The 18,843-nt window shown below is 43.8% G+C and carries 15 protein-coding genes; 7 read left to right on the top strand and 8 right to left on the bottom strand.

The window, feature by feature from the left end:
• Nucleotides 1–108: 108 nt before the first annotated feature.
• A complete protein-coding gene (locus MSG36_RS22010; protein WP_248369699.1) occupies nucleotides 109–558 on the bottom strand; it encodes a low molecular weight protein-tyrosine-phosphatase in 450 nt (149 codons plus the stop codon).
• A gap of 84 nt (nucleotides 559–642) precedes the next feature.
• Between MSG36_RS22010 and cobO the strand changes: the two genes are divergently transcribed.
• Nucleotides 643–1,248, top strand: a complete 606-nt coding sequence (gene cobO, locus MSG36_RS22005; protein ID WP_048610567.1) for a cob(I)yrinic acid a,c-diamide adenosyltransferase — start codon at nucleotides 643–645, stop codon at nucleotides 1,246–1,248.
• 220 nt (nucleotides 1,249–1,468) lie between these two features.
• On the opposite strand, the gene MSG36_RS22000 is transcribed toward cobO, so the two are convergent.
• The 3 genes from MSG36_RS22000 to apbC form a co-directional block, all read right to left on the bottom strand.
• On the bottom strand, nucleotides 1,469–3,595 hold the full coding sequence (locus MSG36_RS22000) for an AsmA family protein (protein WP_248369697.1): 2,127 nt from the start codon (nucleotides 3,593–3,595) through the stop codon (nucleotides 1,469–1,471).
• A 106-nt stretch (nucleotides 3,596–3,701) separates the two neighbouring features.
• Nucleotides 3,702–4,343, bottom strand: a complete 642-nt coding sequence (gene udk, locus MSG36_RS21995) for a uridine kinase (protein ID WP_004734002.1) — start codon at nucleotides 4,341–4,343, stop codon at nucleotides 3,702–3,704.
• Nucleotides 4,344–4,600: 257 nt separating this feature from the next.
• Nucleotides 4,601–5,677, bottom strand: coding sequence for an iron-sulfur cluster carrier protein ApbC (apbC, locus tag MSG36_RS21990; RefSeq protein WP_050620872.1), 1,077 nt, complete (start codon nucleotides 5,675–5,677; stop codon nucleotides 4,601–4,603).
• 157 nt (nucleotides 5,678–5,834) lie between these two features.
• On the opposite strand from apbC, the gene metG reads away from it, so the two are divergent.
• Nucleotides 5,835–7,895, top strand: a complete 2,061-nt coding sequence (gene metG / locus MSG36_RS21985) for a methionine--tRNA ligase (RefSeq protein WP_248369695.1) — start codon at nucleotides 5,835–5,837, stop codon at nucleotides 7,893–7,895.
• A 222-nt stretch (nucleotides 7,896–8,117) separates the two neighbouring features.
• On the top strand, nucleotides 8,118–8,597 hold the full coding sequence (locus MSG36_RS21980) for a DUF1456 family protein (RefSeq protein WP_010437231.1): 480 nt from the start codon (nucleotides 8,118–8,120) through the stop codon (nucleotides 8,595–8,597).
• Nucleotides 8,598–8,791: 194 nt separating this feature from the next.
• Here MSG36_RS21980 and fadR read toward each other — a convergent pair whose 3' ends face one another.
• On the bottom strand, nucleotides 8,792–9,631 hold the full coding sequence (gene fadR, locus MSG36_RS21975; RefSeq protein WP_017062161.1) for a fatty acid metabolism transcriptional regulator FadR: 840 nt from the start codon (nucleotides 9,629–9,631) through the stop codon (nucleotides 8,792–8,794).
• Between the two features lie 640 nt (nucleotides 9,632–10,271).
• Between fadR and nhaB the strand changes: the two genes are divergently transcribed.
• Nucleotides 10,272–11,864 carry a Na(+)/H(+) antiporter NhaB gene (gene nhaB, locus MSG36_RS21970; RefSeq protein WP_048610560.1) on the top strand — a complete coding sequence of 531 codons (1,593 nt, stop codon included), beginning with the start codon at nucleotides 10,272–10,274 and terminating at the stop codon, nucleotides 11,862–11,864.
• Nucleotides 11,865–12,011: 147 nt separating this feature from the next.
• Nucleotides 12,012–12,521: a disulfide bond formation protein DsbB gene (gene dsbB, locus MSG36_RS21965; protein WP_048610606.1), complete on the top strand. Its 510-nt coding sequence runs from the start codon at nucleotides 12,012–12,014 to the stop codon at nucleotides 12,519–12,521.
• Between the two features lie 125 nt (nucleotides 12,522–12,646).
• On the opposite strand, the gene MSG36_RS21960 is transcribed toward dsbB, so the two are convergent.
• Entirely contained in the window at nucleotides 12,647–13,267 is a 621-nt protein-coding gene (locus MSG36_RS21960) for an SEC-C metal-binding domain-containing protein (protein WP_248369693.1), read from the bottom strand.
• 210 nt (nucleotides 13,268–13,477) lie between these two features.
• Between MSG36_RS21960 and MSG36_RS21955 the strand changes: the two genes are divergently transcribed.
• Nucleotides 13,478–14,017, top strand: a complete 540-nt coding sequence (locus MSG36_RS21955; RefSeq protein ID WP_050651560.1) for a prepilin-type N-terminal cleavage/methylation domain-containing protein — start codon at nucleotides 13,478–13,480, stop codon at nucleotides 14,015–14,017.
• A gap of 71 nt (nucleotides 14,018–14,088) precedes the next feature.
• Nucleotides 14,089–15,045 (top strand): tRNA dihydrouridine(16) synthase DusC, encoded by a 957-nt coding sequence (dusC, locus tag MSG36_RS21950; RefSeq protein WP_017069187.1) that lies wholly within the window; start codon nucleotides 14,089–14,091, stop codon nucleotides 15,043–15,045.
• Between the two features lie 131 nt (nucleotides 15,046–15,176).
• Here dusC and MSG36_RS21945 read toward each other — a convergent pair whose 3' ends face one another.
• Nucleotides 15,177–16,643 carry a sensor domain-containing diguanylate cyclase gene (locus MSG36_RS21945; protein WP_050651561.1) on the bottom strand — a complete coding sequence of 489 codons (1,467 nt, stop codon included), beginning with the start codon at nucleotides 16,641–16,643 and terminating at the stop codon, nucleotides 15,177–15,179.
• Nucleotides 16,644–16,834: 191 nt separating this feature from the next.
• Nucleotides 16,835–18,682, bottom strand: a complete 1,848-nt coding sequence (gene malZ / locus MSG36_RS21940; RefSeq protein ID WP_248369691.1) for a maltodextrin glucosidase — start codon at nucleotides 18,680–18,682, stop codon at nucleotides 16,835–16,837.
• Nucleotides 18,683–18,843: the final 161 nt, after the last annotated feature.

Raw genomic sequence — 18,843 nt, 5'->3', positions numbered from 1 at the left:
TGTAGCTTTAAGTTAGATTTAGAGAGGCCGACATTCAATGTCGGCCTTTTTTATACCTATCGGTCAGCCCTTACGCTGATCACAAAACACACGTACATTGCTTCCACACTACATTGAACGCAGTATCGCTTCGCTAGACTCTTCGATTAAATCCAACACCAATTCAAATCCATTTCCCTCACCATAATATGGATCGGGGATCTCTTGATATTGTGACTCTCCAAAGCTCAAAAATAATGCGATCTTGTATTGGAGGTGAACTGGGCATTGGCTCATTAAGTCGTCTAAATTCGCCCTATCTGCCGCGAGTATCAGGTCAAATTCTTCGAAGTCATTATCTACCACTTTACGAGAAGTAATCCTCTTAAAGCTGTAGCCTCGCTTCTCTCCTGCTGATTTGGATCGCGAGTCTGGCGGGTTGCCTTGATGAAAACCAATCGTCCCCGCAGAGTCGACCACAACGTCAATATCCAGCTGTTGCGCTTTCTTCCTTAGCACCGCTTCACCTGTTGGCGAACGGCAAATATTCCCCATACAAACTACGAGTATCTTTTTCATCCCTAATCACCTGTTCTTCCGATGGTTTTTGCTATCGTTAAGTTAGGCTATGATAGGCGCAATCACAACTTAAAAGGATTTGTTATGTCGACTGAAGACAACAAAGAACAACGCCACAAAGCAAGACAACAGAAAGTAAAAGAACAAGTCGATGCTCGTGTCGCTGCAGCGCAAGAAGTAAAAGGCCTATTGCTGGTTATCACTGGCAACGGTAAAGGTAAATCAACATCCGGTTTTGGTACGATTACACGTGCAGTCGGTCATGGTAAGAAGTGTGCCGTCGCTCAGTTTGTAAAAGGAACATGGGATAACGGCGAAAAGAACGTTCTCCAAAAGCTCGATGTAGAGTTCCAAGTGATGGGTACTGGCTTTACTTGGGAAACTCAAAACAAGGCTCAAGATATCGAAGCAGCACAGCGCGTGTGGAAAGAGTGTCAACGCATGCTAGCCGATGAGTCGATTGATGTGATTCTGTTTGATGAGCTGACTTACATGGTGAGTTACGGCTACATTGAACTGGATGAAGTGGTAGAAGCTCTAAACAACCGTCCGAAAATGCAGTCCGTGATCATTACTGGCCGTGGCGCGCACCGCACTTTAACGGACATGGCCGATACCGTGTCTGAAGTTCGTAACGTTAAACACGCTTTCGAATCTGGTGTAAAAGCGCTACAAGGCGTGGATTGGTAATCGCATTCAACCAGAGCTCCCCGACCCGGTCATTCTTCCCTCTTTAGGATGACGACCACTAAACTGTCACGCCCTTGAACAAAGGACAAGACCTGTCGTCATCCCCTAGAACGAGTGACGCGTGTCATAGGGAATCTCTCTAAAGTATTATAAGCATCCAAACAAAAGCGCCACTCCTACTACAGGAATGGCGCTTCTTTTATATACGAGTTAGAAACGTTTAGTTAAAGAAACCTTTCAATAAACCATCAACGGCTTCTTTGGTTTTCTCGTCTTTGATCTTGTCCGTTAGCTTGTTCACACCACGGTCAATTTCTTTCTGTGCTTTCTGTTTCAATACATCATCAAAAACAAGTGCAAATTTCGGGGCTGCCCACTGACCAGTTACCTTAATTGGGATAGTTACATCTTTCAGGTCGTCGATGCTCTTACCGCCTTGACCTTCAAGTGAACCCACAATCGATGTACGAACAAGGAAGTCTACCGTTTCATTAATGAAGTTCGCTTTACCTTGGCCAGTAACGCGCAGTAGTGGTGATTGTGCCGACAAGTCGTTCGTTGAAACCCAACCTTTATCCACTTTCAGTGTCGCTTTCATCGCACTGAAGTCCGTTTTTTGAGCTTCATTTGTGCTTTCAACTTTCTCGCCTTTGATCTTAGCGTAGTTTTCTCGAATCAGTTGAGCTACGTTGATGCCGTTAACTGCACCATCTTCAAAGTTAATCGCGATAGTACCGACTAGATTTTGCTTGATGCCCGTCGGAGTCAGACTCTTACCTTTCACGTTAACATCAATATTACCGGTACCTTCCAGCATATCGTTATCTGCAACATCAACCAGTAACGGTTGTACTTTCACGCCTTTGATTTTCTTCTTAGCCGTGTAAGTCGCTGGTGTTTTACGAGCGTCTAGCTTAGCCGTAGCTGAAATAGAACCTTGGTAAAGATTCGAGGTGAATGAGGTTAGCTCTGCGATACCACGGTTAACCGAAAATGCCGTTTTAACATTCTGCATCTTCGCGTTGTTCGCCTTGAACTTATCAATCGTGATGTCACCTTTCACGTCTAACGTTTTCAGAGCCGACAGGTCAGGTTCCACTTCTTTAGCTGGAGCTAAACTACCTGAGTTTGACGTTGAGCCACCAGCAGAACCAGAAGGAGCAGTGCTCGCTGTTTCTGTTGTATTGCCTAAGCCTAGGAACTCGTCCAAATCGATATTCGGGCTATGAAGAGAGAAACGAACCTTTGGTATTTCAGATAGGGTTACATCTGCTTTACCGTCTAATGCAATAGCGTTAGCTTGTAGCTTCTCTAACACAAAGCTCAGGTGGCTCTTGTTAAGATCGAAGCTTAAGTCAGACAACATGTCGACTTTCATTGGAGACTGAGGAAGCGTGTCGCCTTTGAATGTTGAATCTAACGTTAATTTGTTCAGCGTTACTTTTGAAATCGCGCTATCAACAGTAAGTTCACCGCCGCCTTTAAGATCAAGGTCAAGGCCAGCCGCGTTACCGATTACAGCGTAAGTCAGTTGGTTTACCTTATCGAACTCAAACGTATTCAAGCCAATTTTTGCTGACTCAATCGACGTCGCTGGATCATTGAACTTAGCGTTTAAGTCGATATTACGAAGTGCGTAACTTGCGAAGCCTTCAGCTAATTTGAACTCTGCGCTACCTTGTGCAGAGAACTTCTGTTGATTGTTTTCACCAGAAGCCGCAAATGTCGCGGTTGTCCATGTATCAACGGCAAACTCAGAAAGATTCAAAGACACATCGTATAGCTTAGTGAATGAACCCGCTTGCTTGTCGTCCATTTCAAACAATGCGTTTGATACAGTTACGCCTGCAAGGTTGATCGTCCAACCCGATGCGTCTGTGGTAGTTTGCTCTTGAGGTGCGGGCGCTGATTCAGAACTTGTGTCTGCTGCAGGCTCAGACTCTTGAGACGCTGACGCTTGCGTTAGTGCATCAATGTTCTTGCGACCATCTTTAAGCGTTTCTAAATAGAATTCTGCACCATCTAGAGTAATGTTGCCGATCTCTAATTGGTTGCTAAATAGCGGAGTAACCGAAACATCAACACCAACCGTATCAACCTTAAATAAGTTCGGTTGGGTGAACCCTTCAGGGTTACGTAATTCAGTTTGACCAAGTTCAAAGCCAATGGATGGGAAGAATTGCCAGCTGATATCACCTTCGATCACGAGCTCTAGGCCTGTGTGTTTTTGGGCTTGTTCGACAATTAATGGCTTAAATTGGTTGGGATTCACTAACAGCACTAGTGCCAGAATTGCTGCAACGACAACAAACACTGGTACAGCTATGAAAATGAGTAGTTTCTTCATCCGCATATTCCTTGCTTAGATTCCAAAAGAAAGTGGCACTATAAAAGTGCCACTGATTCGGTAAAAAATAAAGCTAAGTGAGTCACTTAGGCAAAATTTTATTCGATTAAGACTTCAACAACTTCGCAATGTGCGCTTTTAGCACATCAATCGCAATACGGTTTTTACCACCACGAGGAACGATGATGTCTGCATGTTGTTTTGAAGGCTCGATAAACTGCATGAACATTGGACGTACTGTTTCTTGGTATTGCTTAAGTACAGTGTCCATTGTACGACCACGCTCTTCTACATCACGCTTAACACGGCGTAGTAGACAGATGTCTAATGGTGTATCCATAAACACACTTGCGTGCATTAGTTTACGAAGACGCGGGTCTGTTAGAAGCAGAATACCCTCTAAAATGATCACTTTCTTTGGAGTAAGTGTAGTCGTTTCAGAAGTACGTGTGTGCTCTGTGTAGCTGTATTCAGGAACTTCTACGGCGTTGCCACTCATTAGCTGCTGTAGATGTTCACATAAAAGATCATGATCTAGTGCATTTGGGTGATCGTAGTTAGTTTTAACACGCTCTTCCATACTCAAGTGGCTTTGGTCGCTGTAATAGCAATCTTCCGTGATAACACCAATTTGATGGTCGCCTACTTTTTCGCGCAATTCATTATAAATTGTACTAGCAATCAGACTTTTTCCTGAAGCTGAAGCGCCAGCGATACCTACGATGACACATTGATTATTATCAGACATTAATTTTGCACCCGATATGGTTTGGTGGTGGGAAGAGATAAACCGCCTGATTATAGGGGCTAAACAACATAGATTCTAGTCGCCATTTTAGCTAATTGCAGTCAAATTGATGATATCAATGCATTTAATGAATACAATCGTTTGCTTTCAAATAACTTGCCTACAACTATTTGCACAACCCCAATGGCTATGAGCCTAAATCCAAGCGTTGTTTATCTAATCCAACATGATTAACACAACTTTTTGATTATCTTTCGCTATTCAACCAAAGAAAAGTTAATCGCCTCTGGTCTCGCCTTGCCGGTCCAGAACATCTTCGCAGCCACATTCTCAGCAAGCTCTAAATAGTGACGTGTATGTTCACTGTCTGGACGACGAATCACCGTCGGACAACCTGCATCGATGTCTTCTCGCACATCAATATGAAGAGGGATCTGTGCCAAAATATCGAGGTAAAACTCTTCTGACATGGCTTCAGCACCACCAGCACCAAAGATATGCTCTTTCTCACCACAGTGGCTACAAATATGATAGCTCATGTTTTCAACTAAGCCTGCCACTGGCACGCTTACCTTATCGAACATTGCTACACCTTTACGCGCATCCGCTAGTGCCAAATCTTGAGGAGTGGTCACCACTACTGCGCCCGTCACGGGGATCTGTTGCGATAACGTCAGCTGAATATCACCGGTGCCCGGTGGCATGTCGATAACAAGGTAATCCAACTCTGGCCATACAGTTTCATTAACTAACTGCCCCAAAGCCTTCGCTGCCATAGGGCCACGCCAGATTGCCGCATCGTCTTTCGACACAAGATAGCCAATAGAGTGAGTGAAAATGCCATGTGCCTCGATTGGCATCATCCATTTGTTGTTCTGTACTTCTGGTTTCGCGTCTAGTTGGCCGAGCATCATAGGCACTGATGGACCGTAGATATCCGCATCCAACAAACCCACTTTTGAACCTGACTTAGATAACGCGAGCGCAAGGTTTACTGAAGTCGTTGATTTACCCACCCCACCCTTTGCTGACGTCACAGCGATAATATTCTTAACACCCTTCAATGGCGTCGCGACAGTGGTTTCCAGCGCAGATGGCTTCACTTTTACTTCAAACTGAAAAGCGCTAACAAGCTGTTGTTCAATCTGAGAGTCGATCCACTGTTCCAATTCAACCGCAAGCTGATTAGCAGCAAAAGGCAAGGTGATAACAAATGATCCACGCGGATCAACCGATACAATATTTTGGTGTAGCGCCCACTCTGGGATGAGGATTGGTGACTCGAACTCATTCAACCATGAACAGAAATCTTGCTTAGAAGTAAAGTTACGCATTGGGGCTCCTTTTTTTATTTATGCTATCACCCACGAGATGAAGACTGAACCCCTAAAAAACTAGGGGAATCCTTTGTCTGATACCTTGGCGTATCACACGTTATAAAGTAGTATTACCTCTCAAATTTATACCTATCAAAAAAGCGAATTATTAAGTATGGCAACTGATCCAAGACAACTTTTGGTAACTTGTGCGCTTCCGTACGCTAACGGCTCTATTCACCTTGGCCATATGCTTGAGCATATCCAAGCTGATATCTGGGTTCGATACCAGCGTCTACGTGGCAACACTGTAAACTTCATCTGTGCTGACGATGCTCACGGCACGCCAATTATGCTTAAAGCTCAACAGATGGGTATCACGCCAGAAGAGATGATCGCTGCTGTTAGTGAAGAGCACCAAAAAGACTTCGCTGGCTTTGATATCAGCTTTGATAACTACCACAGCACACACAGCGAAGAGAACCGTGAACTGGCTTCTCACATCTACCTAGAACTTAAAAAGAACGGCTTCATTTCTAGCCGTACTATTTCTCAGCTTTTCGATCCTGAGAAAGAGATGTTCTTACCAGACCGCTTCGTAAAAGGTACTTGCCCTAAGTGTAAGTCAGAAGACCAGTACGGTGATAACTGTGATAACTGTGGTGAGACATACAGCCCAACTGAGCTAATTAACCCTAAATCAGCGGTTTCTGGCGCAACTCCAGTAATGAAAGACTCTGAGCACTTCTTCTTCGACCTACCTCAGTTCGAAAGCATGCTTAAAGAGTGGACTCGTTCTGGCTCTCTACAGAATGAAACTGCAAACAAAATGCAGGAATGGTTTGAGTCTGGTCTGCAACAGTGGGATATCTCACGTGATGCACCTTACTTTGGCTTTGAAATCCCAGGCGAAAAAGACAAGTTCTTCTACGTATGGCTAGACGCACCTGTTGGCTACATGGCTTCTTTCAAGAACCTATGTGACAAGCGTGACGATCTAAACTTCGATGAATACTGGAAGAAAGACAGCACAACTGAGCTTTACCACTTCATCGGTAAAGACATCGTTTACTTCCACAGCCTATTCTGGCCAGCAATGCTAGACGGCGCAGGTTTCCGTAAGCCAAACAACGTATTCGTACACGGCTACGTAACAGTGAACGGTGCGAAGATGTCTAAGTCGAAAGGCACATTCATCAAGGCAAGCACGTACCTAAACCACCTAGACCCTGAGTGTCTACGTTACTACTACGCTGCGAAACTAAACAGCCGCATCGATGACTTAGATCTTAACCTTGAAGACTTCACCCAACGTGTAAACGCTGACGTAGTAAACAAGATTGTTAACCTAGCTTCTCGTAACGCTGGCTTCATTACTAAGCGTTTTGAAGGCAAGCTAGCTGCTGAATTTGCAGAACCTGAGCTATACAACGAATTCGTTGCTGCTGCTGAGCGTATCGGTGAGCTATACGAAACTCGTGAATTCAGCCGTGCTATCCGTGAAATCACTGCACTAGCGGATAAAGCTAACCAGTACATCGACGAAAAAGCACCTTGGGTTCTTGCAAAAGATGAAGGAAAAGAAGCTGAGCTTCAACAAGTTTCTTCTGTAGGTATTAACCTATTCCGCGTACTGATGGCTTACCTGAAACCAGTGATGCCAGAGCTTGCAGCTCGCACTGAAGCTTTCCTAAACGAAGAGCTAACGTGGGAAGCGATTGCGACTCCGCTAACTGATCACGAGATCACTAAGTTCAAAGCGCTATTCAACCGTATTGATCCTAAGAAAGTGGAAGCAATGGTTGAGTCTTCTAAAGAAGATGCAGCCGCTGAAGCAGCAGCGAAAGAAAAAGCAGAAGCTGAAAAAGAGCAAGCAAGCCAAACTGAGCTAGACAAAGAGCCAATCGCAGACGAGATTGAGTTCGATGCCTTTGCAGCAGTAGACATGCGTATCGCTCGTATCATCTCTTGTGAAGAAGTACCAAAAGCGAACAAACTACTGAAGTTCCAACTAGACATCGGTGGTGAGACTCGCCAAGTATTCTCTGGTATCAAATCAGCATACAAACCTGAAGAGCTAGAAGGCAAGCTAACTGTAATGGTAGCCAACCTAAAACCTCGTAAGATGAAGTTTGGTATGTCTGAAGGCATGATCCTAGCAGCGGGCCCTGGCGGCAGCGACCTATGGATCCTTGAGCCACACGAAGGTGCTCAACCTGGTATGCGTGTAATGTAATTCTGACTCCAGTCAGATAACAAGCACCCATCACTAAATCCCTAATGCATTTTTTGACTTGAAAGAGTGAATCAGCATTGGGGATTTTTTATATCTACCGAAAATTAGCGTTCTCTGTTAGAGTCGCCGTCAACTATGCTATGTAGAGTAGAAATTGGTTCGTCGACAAAAATAGGCGAAACCAACACCTCTTTACTCTAAAACCCTTTTTAGGAATCCCCAGTGACTAACAACGAAATCTTGCGTCGTATTCAACACGCACTAAACCTTAAAAATGCACAAATCATCAAAGCTATCGAACAAGCTGATGTGACCGTTGCTCATGACCAAGTGATTAACTGGCTAAAAGACGACAACGACAAGTCATGCTCTAAGATGAAAGATAAAGAGTTAGCGGTATTCCTAAATGGTTTCATCAACCTTAAGCGTGGCAAAAAAGAAGGCGAGCAACCTAAACCTGAAGTTGCACTGACGAACAACATGATCTTCATGAAGCTTCGTATTGCATTAAACATGAAAGCAGAAGATGTTTTGGACGTACTAGAAGTGGTTGGCATTAGCTTGAGCAAGTACGAAATCGGCGCTTACTTCCGCAAGCCAGAAAACAAAAACTACAAAGTGTGTGAAGACCAGCTACTTTGCGATTTTCTAAACGGCGTGCAATTTACCAACCGCCCAGATTCAGAAGAGTTTGCGGGTTAAGTTGCTGCTCCTAGATAAATTTTAAGTTGCTGCACATAGATAAATTACTCGCCATAGGTAAGTAACTGACCCACGGATAATTTTCTAGTGACGACAGATAAATAAAAAGCGGCGAGATAATTGAATTATCTCGCCGCTTCTTCGTTTTCTTTACGTCACTGACTAAACAGGAACAACAACAGTAAACCTATGGCTTAGCTGTCGTCTTCAGTGAAGTTCGTTGGCAATGTCGTTTTCATTTCATTCCAAACTTGTGCACTAGCGATACCGTAGTTACGAATCACTAATGGCAACGTTTCGCGCTCGCCACTTTCACAGATAATGAACAGCTCTTTATAAAAGTCCATCGCTAAACGTCGTGCTTCTGGGTTAGAGAAGTAGTAGCTACCGATACGGTCATACAGCTTACGCACACCGTTAAAGATCAGGCCGTAAATCTGGTTACCTGAGTGGAATGCCAAACGTTGGAAAAGCATGTAATCATAGAAGTTGAAAGTCTTCGCGATTAAGATCGTCTGACGTTTCGCTTCATCTTTTTCTGAATCTTCTTTTACCGCTTGTTTGATCTTGTCAGCGTATGGCGACGATTCTAGGAACTCATCCCAAGTTGGTGCCGCAAGTAGCGCTTCACAAGATTCAATCACGTTACTGATAGTACGCTCTGAAGCTTCTTTGTTTGCTTTGAATGCATAACGCATAAAGATCGGGCTGATATTAGTACGAGCAGCAAGCAGGTCTTCTACCATTTTGCTTGCGTTATCAACGTCCAACGTCATTAGCGTATCAAGGATATGAAGACCTGAGGTTTCCATAAACTGGTTAACTTTAGTGGGTTTGCCGTGTTGGATTGTCAACCAACCATCACGAGCAAGACGTTGTAGTACTTCACGAAGCGTAGTACGTGTAACACCAATCAGCTCAGAAAGCTCACGCTCTGCGGGCAAGATAGAACCTGGAGGGAAACGGCCATTCCAAATACTTTCAATGATATACTTCTCTGCAAATCCTGCCGGGCTCTTCGCCTTAATGACCATCTACACTTCAATCCAATTTAATTATTCTGTTCTAATTTACTCATCATACCACTAGTTCACACCTAGCGGAAACACCCTCAAAAATTTTACTCACCCTAAATACCATTAGAGTTATAACTCTAAAGTTCAGCACACGTTTGCACCTCAGGTTTGTAAAGCAAGCGACTCTAAACCACCATTTCAACAAACCGTTAACACAACAAATTTTCTTTAAAATCAATGAGATTGGTCATATTTTTAAAGCTATTAATTTGCAATATTAAGTTGTAATAATCATATATAAGTCGTCGTTATTCTGTAATTTTCAATCATTTCGCTGAAATATTGATTCTAGTCGGTTTTTATCACATTTTAAGTGGTATGCTTGCGCTACTTTGATCGCGTTTCTCAACAAAAAAGAGGTATTTTTAGTGCTACAGGGCTTTTCCTGTTGACTAAATGTTATCTAAGAGTAGAGTTGCGCTCAAAAATAAGCAGTGCTTGAGTTTCTAAGGGAGTGACTTGGCAAGACCACAGAACATTACATGGAATGTAGTTTTTCTAAGTCACTGTTAGTTATAGTTTTTAACAATTTCTATAGCTCGATTCTCAAAATGTTGTATTGCTTGTCTATTCATAATCAACATAAAAGAGTATTAACATGCCGATGTCTCTCGGAAACGCTTTTATCAAGAACTTCCTTGGTAAAGCTCCTGATTGGTATAAACTTGCCATCATTTCCTTTTTAATCATCAACCCGTTTGTTTTCTTCCTAGTTGACCCATTTGTTGCGGGCTGGCTATTGGTGGTTGAGTTTATTTTCACTCTAGCTATGGCTCTCAAATGCTACCCGCTTCAACCGGGTGGTCTATTAGCTATTCAAGCAGTCGCCATTGGCATGACCAAACCAGAAATGGTTTATCACGAGCTGCAAGCAAACCTTCCTGTATTACTCTTGCTCGTATTCATGGTTGCTGGCATTTACTTCATGAAAGAACTGCTTTTGTTCATTTTCACGAAGATCTTGCTTGGCATCCAATCTAAAATTTTACTCTCTGTTGCCTTCTGTGTTGCTGCCGCTTTCTTATCAGCATTCCTAGATGCACTTACAGTAATCGCCGTAGTTATTAGCGTTGCGGTCGGCTTCTACTCTATCTACCACAAGGTTGCATCAGGCAAGGGCACAACGTCTTCGCACGATCATACTCATGATGAAGAGATCTCAGAGCTAACTCGTGATGACCTAGAAAACTACCGTGCTTTCCTACGTTCACTGCTAATGCACGCTGGTGTGGGTACAGCACTGGGTGGTGTAATGACCATGGTAGGTGAACCACAAAACTTGGTAATTGCTAAGCAAGCGGGCTGGGAGTTCGGTGAATTTATCATCCGTATGCTGCCAGTAACACTGCCTGTTTTCTTCTGCGGTATTTTAACTTGTGCACTTGTCGAGAAATTCAAAGTGTTTGGTTACGGTGCTGAGCTGCCGATGAATGTTCGCCAAATCTTGGTTGAGTTTGACAACAAAGAACGTGCAAACCGCACCAAGCAAGACGTAGCAAAACTATGGGTTCAAAGTGCAATCGCAGTTTGGCTGATTGTTGGCCTTGCGCTTCACGTCGCTGAAGTGGGTTTGATTGGCCTTTCAGTGATCATCTTAGCAACGGCATTTACTGGTGTAATTGAAGAGCACTCGATGGGTAAAGCCTTTGAAGAAGCACTGCCATTTACTGCACTTCTTGCTGTCTTTTTCGCTGTCGTTGCGGTAATCATTGATCAAGGGCTATTTAAGCCAGTGATCGATGCAGTACTTCACGTTGAAGATAAAGGCGCGCAACTTGCACTCTTCTATGTTGCCAACGGTATTCTATCGATGGTTTCAGATAACGTGTTCGTCGGTACGGTTTACATCAACGAAGTGAAAACTGCACTGGTTGAAGGCATCATTACTCGTGATCAGTTCGACCTACTTGCTGTTGCTATCAACACGGGTACTAACCTACCTTCTGTTGCTACGCCAAACGGCCAGGCTGCATTCCTATTCCTATTAACATCAGCACTTGCTCCGTTAATTAGATTGTCTTACGGCCGCATGGTTATCATGGCGTTGCCATACACCATCGTATTGGCACTGGTTGGCCTAGCAGGCATTGTGTTCTTCGTAGAGCCAATGACAGCATGGTTCTATGATGCAGGTTGGATCATTCAACGCACTGGTGAAGCTGTTGCTCCAGTTGTCTCTGGTGGTCACTAAGCTAAACACGGTGTCGCAAACGACATTAAGTATAACTAACTAATCAAAAATATTAGTTGATTAGGAAACTTATCCAAGATAAAAAGCTCTGAGTAATCAGGGCTTTTTCATTTTATAGACGGGATTAAATTCGTGAACTTTTTTGCAATGCTTAAAGACTTCTCTAAGGGACGTTTATCTTGGCTTTTACTGCTGGCTTTTATTGTCTTTTTTGAGGCATGCGCTCTCTTCTTTCAACACGTGATGATGCTTGGCCCTTGCGTAATGTGTATCTATGAGCGCGTTGCTATGCTTGCTATCGGTGTTGCAGCAATCATTGGTGCTATTGCCCCTCATAACCCAATATCACGTTGGTTAGGCCTTGCTGGCTGGGGATTTGGCGCATACAAAGGTTTGACGCTGGCTTTAGAGCACGTTGACTACCAGTTTAATCCGTCTCCTTTTGCTACTTGTGACCTGTTCGTGACCTTCCCAAGCTGGGCGCCTTTAAACCAATGGGCTCCGTGGATGTTTGAGGCTTACGGCGACTGCAGCAAAGTTGTGTGGCAGTTCTTAGAACTTTCAATGCCACAGTGGCTGGTGATTATCTTCGCGGGCAACTTAGTTGCTTTCGGTTTTATCGTGATTTCTCAATTTGTAAAATCAAAGAATGACTAACAATTAGCTCATCATGTCCGGAAACGAAAAAGTCGACCCAAAGGTCGACTTTTTTATTACTTAAACTTTTTATCACTTAAGAAAGTCTGTTACTCACTCAAGCTAAGTTGCTCAACAAGCCGTGATTAGTTGTTTTTACCGCAGCATTGTTTAAACTTCTTGCCGCTTTCACAAGGGCAAAGATCGTTTCGACCAATATCTTTAAACGGGTTCACGCTCTGCGATTTATTACCTAGCATCGCCTCATCAGCTGCCATTGCCACTTCTGAGATCATCAGATCGACTTGACCCGCTAAATCGGCAAGCGATGGTGGGTTAGTAAGCCCTGCAGCGATCATTTGCTGTTGAGTTTGCTCTTCATCAATCGCAAGCATCAAGGTTGTTAGGAGCGCTTGCAACATGCGTAGAGTACCATCCGCGACTGTCACGCTCTGCCACTGCTCTTCGACTGTTGGCCAAACCATCATGAAGCCTTCAGAAAAATCGGCGAACTGCTCGTTAAAATCACCGTCAGCCAGTACGTCTGTCAGTAGGTATTCATTACGCTGAATCAGGTTGTGTTGGCGGTTAATCTGTTCTGTCACCGTTGTTACCAGCTCTTTACCCGCTTCAGGCGCAACGATAGCTAGCCACTCTTCTGGATCGAGTGGTTTGGTCGCTAAATTAGAGGCAAGGATTGCACCTTCCATAAACTGCGGAGTAATGTCAGTGATTGATTCTGGTAGGCTTAATAATTGATATGTCATGAAAGCTCTGGATATTGGGCATTTTCGATATTATAACGCCATCCTCCCCAAGATGTCGCCAAGCACTTTTCTCTATTTTATCGCCAATTACCTTACGCAAACCATTGCTATTCAAATATTATCGAAATTTAACTTATTTCGCTTTGATAATCATAACCTTGGGTGTAAAACGCTGACTTAAACATTCAGTTACATATAGGCGCATTCATCATGAAATCAAAATCCCAAGGTTTTACATTACTCGAGCTTATTGTGGTGGTCGTTATTCTGGGTGTATTAGCGGTAACCGCTGCGCCTCGTTTTCTTGGTGTTCAAAGGGATGCTCATGAAGCATTAGCACAAGGCGCATTTGCTGCGTTCAGAAACAGCATTGATATGTACCATTCTCAATGGCTTGTCGATGGAGAACCCGACTTCGATCAAGTGGTGAATTACGGCGAAGGCGATGTCTACCCGTCAGAAACCGGTTTCCCGATATCTGTTCTTGCTACACCGCCAACAAGTCCTATTCTTGTCGGTGAACAGTGCGAAAAAATCTGGGCAGCTCTCATGAATACTGACCTTACGATTCGCTCTTATACAAGTGATGTTTTCCCTTCAAACACCGATATTGTTTCATGGTACCAAGGTACATCTACCTGCTTCTATTACTACACAACTGGCTACTCTCAAGGTGAACCACTACCAAGGTTAAACTACAACACAAACACTGGTGAAATTGAAATCACAACGGGTACACCACACTCATAGTGACAATTCTGTAAGCACGCTTTACAATCACGCCTCGAATTTTTCGGTTCATTCAGTTTTGGTAAAGCAGCATGCGCGTAATACTTGGCCCTATGGAGGGCGTTCTAGACCACCTAATGCGTGAAATTCTCACAGAGATCAATGATTACGATCTCTGTGTGACAGAGTTTGTGCGCGTCGTGGATCAACTTCTTCCCCCGCATGTGTTCCACCGTATTTGCCCTGAGCTACATCAAGGCTCTCAGACCATGGCTGGTGTGCCAATCCATCTCCAGCTTTTAGGTCAACACCCAAATTGGATGGCCGAGAATGCTTTTCAAGCTGCTAGCTTAGGAGCTAAAGGGATTGATCTTAATTTTGGCTGCCCAGCAAAGGCGGTCAACAAAAGTAATGGTGGGGCTTCACTGCTAAAAGAACCAGAGCTCATCTATCAAGTGGTGAACGCCTGTCGAGAAGCAGTACCTGCACACATTCCTGTATCAGCAAAGATTCGATTAGGTTGGGAGCATCCGGAAGAGTGCTTTGAAATCGTCGATGCCATCGAACAAGCCAAAGCTGACGAACTCACCGTGCATGCAAGAACCAAAGTTGGCGGCTATAAAGCCAGCGAAATCAAATGGGATTTCATCAATCAAATAAGAGAAAAAACATCTCTGCCGTTGATTGCTAATGGGGAGATCTGGAACTATCAAGATGGTCAAGATTGCATAGAAGCAACAGGCGTCGATTCATTGATGGTCTGCCGTGGTGCTTTCAATATTCCAAACCTTGGTAACGTCGTTAAGCACAACCACCAGAAAATGCCGTGGGATAAAGTCATTGAACTTTTGCTGCGCTATTCAGAGTTTCAAATTAAAGGGGACAAAGGCATGTACTACCCCAATAGAGTGAAGCAGTGGTTTGTTTATCTAAGTAAAGGCTACCCTGAAGCGAACGAACTGTTTAAAGAAATTCGTACTTTCAAAAAGGCGCCACCGATTGTAGAACGCCTTCAGCGTTATCAAGAAGAACGCCGCCAACCTGTTTAAGATTATGTTTAGGGTTAAGCCCCTAACGATACAAACGTGTTTACTGGTGCAAATAAACTTTGCTTGGTAGACACGTTGGCTCTTCCCTCTTTCATTTCATTTTCATACAAAGCATCGATTCAATAACGTAGCTAAAATTCAAGACGGTCTTTACCCGTCGTCTTAGCCACGTACAGCTTTTCATCGGCGTACTTAAATATCTCATCGAAGTTAAGTTTACTTTGCTCAGTTTCAACAATGCAGACACCGCCAGATACCGTAAATCCATTTGGAATAATGTCAGCTGAAGTGGAACAAATCGCATTCTTCACTCGCTCTAATGTTCTCATCAGAGTTTCACGATCTTCGCCTTTCATATAAACGACAAACTCTTCACCGCCAAACCGTGCTGCAACGTCACTGCTTCGAATACTGTTACTGATCTGACGCGACATATAACGAATCACATCATCCCCCTTATCGTGGCCATAGGTGTCGTTGATTGACTTAAAATCATCAATATCGAAGACGGTTAAGGCAAACAGTTGATCGTGCTCTACGCTGCGCCAGAACGCTTCTAAGCCACGACGATTCAATAACCCTGTCATAGGGTCTTTGGCTGCGAGATCTTTGAAGTAACCACGTTCAATATTGGAATTGACGTAGAAGAAGATGGTTACTGAGAACAAATACACAATGATGGCAACAATAAGGCTGTCTTTCTCGTAGACGAAAAAGTGCTCAACCTCTTTCGCGATGTCTAATTCGTAATACATCGCATGGTGAGACGCGACACCATCCAGTTTGATCTCGTGATAAAAAGCCGCAGAATCTACCGGGGTCGCTAAAGTGGTATCAATGATATCGATCCGACCTGCAAGATGCTCATTCGAGTTTGCAAGCAACTTGTCAGCATCAATATCAACCGAAAGCATCCCTTGATGCACACCTTGGTGGAACACTGGGATCGTCATACTGATCATTCGGTCTAGAGACTCAAATCGATAAGCAGGACCTGTTAGTGTTAACTGTTCTGGATTGTTGGCTGTTTTTTGCCAATAGGGACGACTTTTTATGGTTGAAAGCAATTCCTTACTCAGTTTCTTAGCAAAGCCTTCAGGCGACGAGATCACATAACCACGCGTATCAATAAAGTGCACACCGTTATGGAACTCATCAAGTTGGGATAAGAATGAAAGAATTGGCGCAAGAGCAATCTTCTCAGATGCACTTTTGTAGCTGTCACTGGTTTCGGAACAAAGGGACTCTTCACCGACCAACATATAGTCGATATCGACGGAAGGGATGTCTGAGGTTTTACCATCAGCGAGAAGTAACACGTCGATCGGCCAAATTTGGCAAAGGCCATCCACAACTTGTTTGTTGTGATCAAGAAAGAGAGGGTTTCCTGATTTGTAATAGTTGGAGAAGCTGTAGTCTAGGGCTGTCACCACCTTTGTGGTTCGTTTGAACACCTCTTCAATACGTTGGAATTCGCTGCCAATGTCTTTCTTCACCAAATCAAAATGATTCTTTCCTATTAGGCCAAGTAACATTGCGGCGATCACAGCGGGAAACCCGAAGACAAAGGTTAGGCTAAAGTGCCTATTTACTTTCATATAATGTGCTCTTAGCGTTCAGCTATTTTCATTTACCCCATTAATATTATTACATTAATTGCCATTTTCCTCGAGGTAAAAGAGTGTAAATTGATATGAATCGAGCCTAAGTATTGAACAGACAATTCCTTTTATAAAACTAACCCTGCATGAAGCAGGGTTAGATGAGATTGTTTAAGTCATTTTAAAATTCAACAATTTACCACATCAAAAATCTTCGCTTGCATCGCTGGAACAAGAATGTCAACGGCACCGTAAGCAATCGGCAAGCTCTTCTCCTTGCCTTGCAAATTGAACAACTCTCCTTGCTCTTGTCCAAGCATCCACACAGGCAAAGACAATGCCTTTTCGTCTTGGGATAGGTTGAGCACAACCAGTGTTTTTTCACCGTTGAGGCTGCGGGCGAACACTAACGTCTCAGCGTCACAATACAACTCGAGGTACGCACCACTTTGTAAGCTGCGACGTTCTGTTCTCAGTTTTATCAACGCTTGATGGAATGGGAACCAAGACGAAGACTCTTCCTCTCCCCATGGGAAACATCTGCGGTTATCTGGGTCTTGCCCCCCTTCTAAACCGACTTCTGTTCCGTAGTATAAACACGGAGTTCCAACATAGGTAAACAGTAACGTCAAAGCCAGTTTTTGCTTAGCTTGGTCGCCGCCTAGCAGCGTCAGTAGGCGAGCCGTATCATGGCTGTCCAATTGATTCAGCTGCGATAATTGGTTCAACCAAGGAACCTTCGCTCTCGCTTCAGCTAACCAATCAGAGAAAGCGAACATATCAATGTCAATCGGCTCGTACGCGATGTCTTGTTTCGCCAATAACGCACGAACTGGGTGAGCGAAACCATAATAGTTCATAGACCCATCTTCTTGTGCGCCCTGTAGCCATGATGTGGCCTCAAAGAAATGCTCTCCCAAGATGTAGACCTCAGGGTTCTCTGCTTTCGCTGAATTCCGAAATGCCTTTACATAATGCGCATTGTTATAAGCACCCTCACCCTCGCCTAACATGTGAATCACATCGAAGCGCCAACCATCGACATTATAAGGCGCTTTCAACCAATGCTTTATCACAGAGTCTGGCGACTGATATATGTAATCTCGTACGGAAGCGTTAGAAAAGTTTAAGACTGGAAGCGAACTGATCCCTTTCCAACCGACATATTGCTGAGGGTTGTCAGGGTCGAAAAAGTAGTAGTCGTGAAATGCCGAGCCTGGGTGGTCATAGGCACCCGAGCCTGTCACTTTCAGCTTATCAAACCAAGGATGCTCCACAGAGGTGTGATTAAACACAGCATCCAGAACGACTCTCATATCACGCTTGTGGATGTCATTTGAAAGTGCAGCGAACTCGTCATTGGTTCCAAAATGTGAGTCGATATTGTAGTAATCCGTTGTGTCGTATTTATGATTACTAGGCGACTGAAAAATTGGATTGAGATACAGCGCGGTGATGCCTAGAGCTTGTAGATAATCTAACTTGCTATGAATGCCTGCGAGGTCACCACCGAAGAACTCTGCAGCCCCCGTTCCATTGTGTCCTTCTACAGAGTCGCCCCACTCTTTCACCACAACATCTAAGGTGTTTTCTTTTAAGCGATATTCCCCAGCTTTGACACTAATGCTCGGGTTTCCGTTACAAAAACGTTCTGGGAAGATTTGATAGAAGACTTGCTCTGACACCCAGGATGGTGGTTGATGTTGGCTATTAAATTTAAAGTGAAATTCGCGACTCGAAACACGGCTGTGAACGCCTTTCGCATCCAGCCAGTATTGTCCCTTGGAATCGACAAGCTTGAACGCATAGTGAGTAACACTTCTGTCTGTATTAACAGGAAAAGAAACCTGCCAAAGCGTCAACCGACCTTGTGTATCCACCTTTGTCATATCGAGCAGATACTCTTCGTTATCTGGCTCATGCCTCAACTGAACCTTATTCCAGTTATTACGTTCAGACAATAATGTTACGGTTAATACGCCGTCTTTTTCATAGAAGTAGTCAGAAGTTTGAGCATGAAAGATAAATGGTTTCATAACGGTTCTCGAGCAATGTTCAATTTGCTTAAGATATGAAAAATTTCATTGACCACAATGAGAAAAATAACGTCAGTTAAAGTAGATCACGTTTTGTAGATCTACTTTGTATACAGTAAGTCGATTTCTCTCAAAATGATCAATTGAGTCACCCATTTGAG

This window comes from Vibrio sp. 1CM8B (assembly GCF_023161685.1).
GTDB lineage: Bacteria > Pseudomonadota > Gammaproteobacteria > Enterobacterales > Vibrionaceae > Vibrio > Vibrio coralliirubri.
Note: the sequence above shows the minus strand (reverse complement) of the source record. Positions and strands in the feature narration are given on the sequence as shown.

What these genes read in the sequence shown, in the direction of transcription:
- nhaB (WP_048610560.1), top strand. Translation starts at nt 10,272, where the DNA reads ATGCCGATGTCTCTCGGAAACGCTTTTATCAAGAACTTCCTTGGTAAA.
- fadR (WP_017062161.1), bottom strand. Translation starts at nt 9,631, where the DNA reads ATGGTCATTAAGGCGAAGAGCCCGGCAGGATTTGCAGAGAAGTATATC.
- MSG36_RS21945 (WP_050651561.1), bottom strand. Translation starts at nt 16,643, where the DNA reads ATGAAAGTAAATAGGCACTTTAGCCTAACCTTTGTCTTCGGGTTTCCC.
- metG (WP_248369695.1), top strand. Translation starts at nt 5,835, where the DNA reads ATGGCAACTGATCCAAGACAACTTTTGGTAACTTGTGCGCTTCCGTAC.
- dusC (WP_017069187.1), top strand. Translation starts at nt 14,089, where the DNA reads ATGCGCGTAATACTTGGCCCTATGGAGGGCGTTCTAGACCACCTAATG.
- MSG36_RS21955 (WP_050651560.1), top strand. Translation starts at nt 13,478, where the DNA reads ATGAAATCAAAATCCCAAGGTTTTACATTACTCGAGCTTATTGTGGTG.
- MSG36_RS22010 (WP_248369699.1), bottom strand. Translation starts at nt 558, where the DNA reads ATGAAAAAGATACTCGTAGTTTGTATGGGGAATATTTGCCGTTCGCCA.
- MSG36_RS21960 (WP_248369693.1), bottom strand. Translation starts at nt 13,267, where the DNA reads ATGACATATCAATTATTAAGCCTACCAGAATCAATCACTGACATTACT.
- malZ (WP_248369691.1), bottom strand. Translation starts at nt 18,682, where the DNA reads ATGAAACCATTTATCTTTCATGCTCAAACTTCTGACTACTTCTATGAA.
- MSG36_RS22000 (WP_248369697.1), bottom strand. Translation starts at nt 3,595, where the DNA reads ATGAAGAAACTACTCATTTTCATAGCTGTACCAGTGTTTGTTGTCGTT.
- cobO (WP_048610567.1), top strand. Translation starts at nt 643, where the DNA reads ATGTCGACTGAAGACAACAAAGAACAACGCCACAAAGCAAGACAACAG.
- udk (WP_004734002.1), bottom strand. Translation starts at nt 4,343, where the DNA reads ATGTCTGATAATAATCAATGTGTCATCGTAGGTATCGCTGGCGCTTCA.
- apbC (WP_050620872.1), bottom strand. Translation starts at nt 5,677, where the DNA reads ATGCGTAACTTTACTTCTAAGCAAGATTTCTGTTCATGGTTGAATGAG.
- dsbB (WP_048610606.1), top strand. Translation starts at nt 12,012, where the DNA reads ATGCTTAAAGACTTCTCTAAGGGACGTTTATCTTGGCTTTTACTGCTG.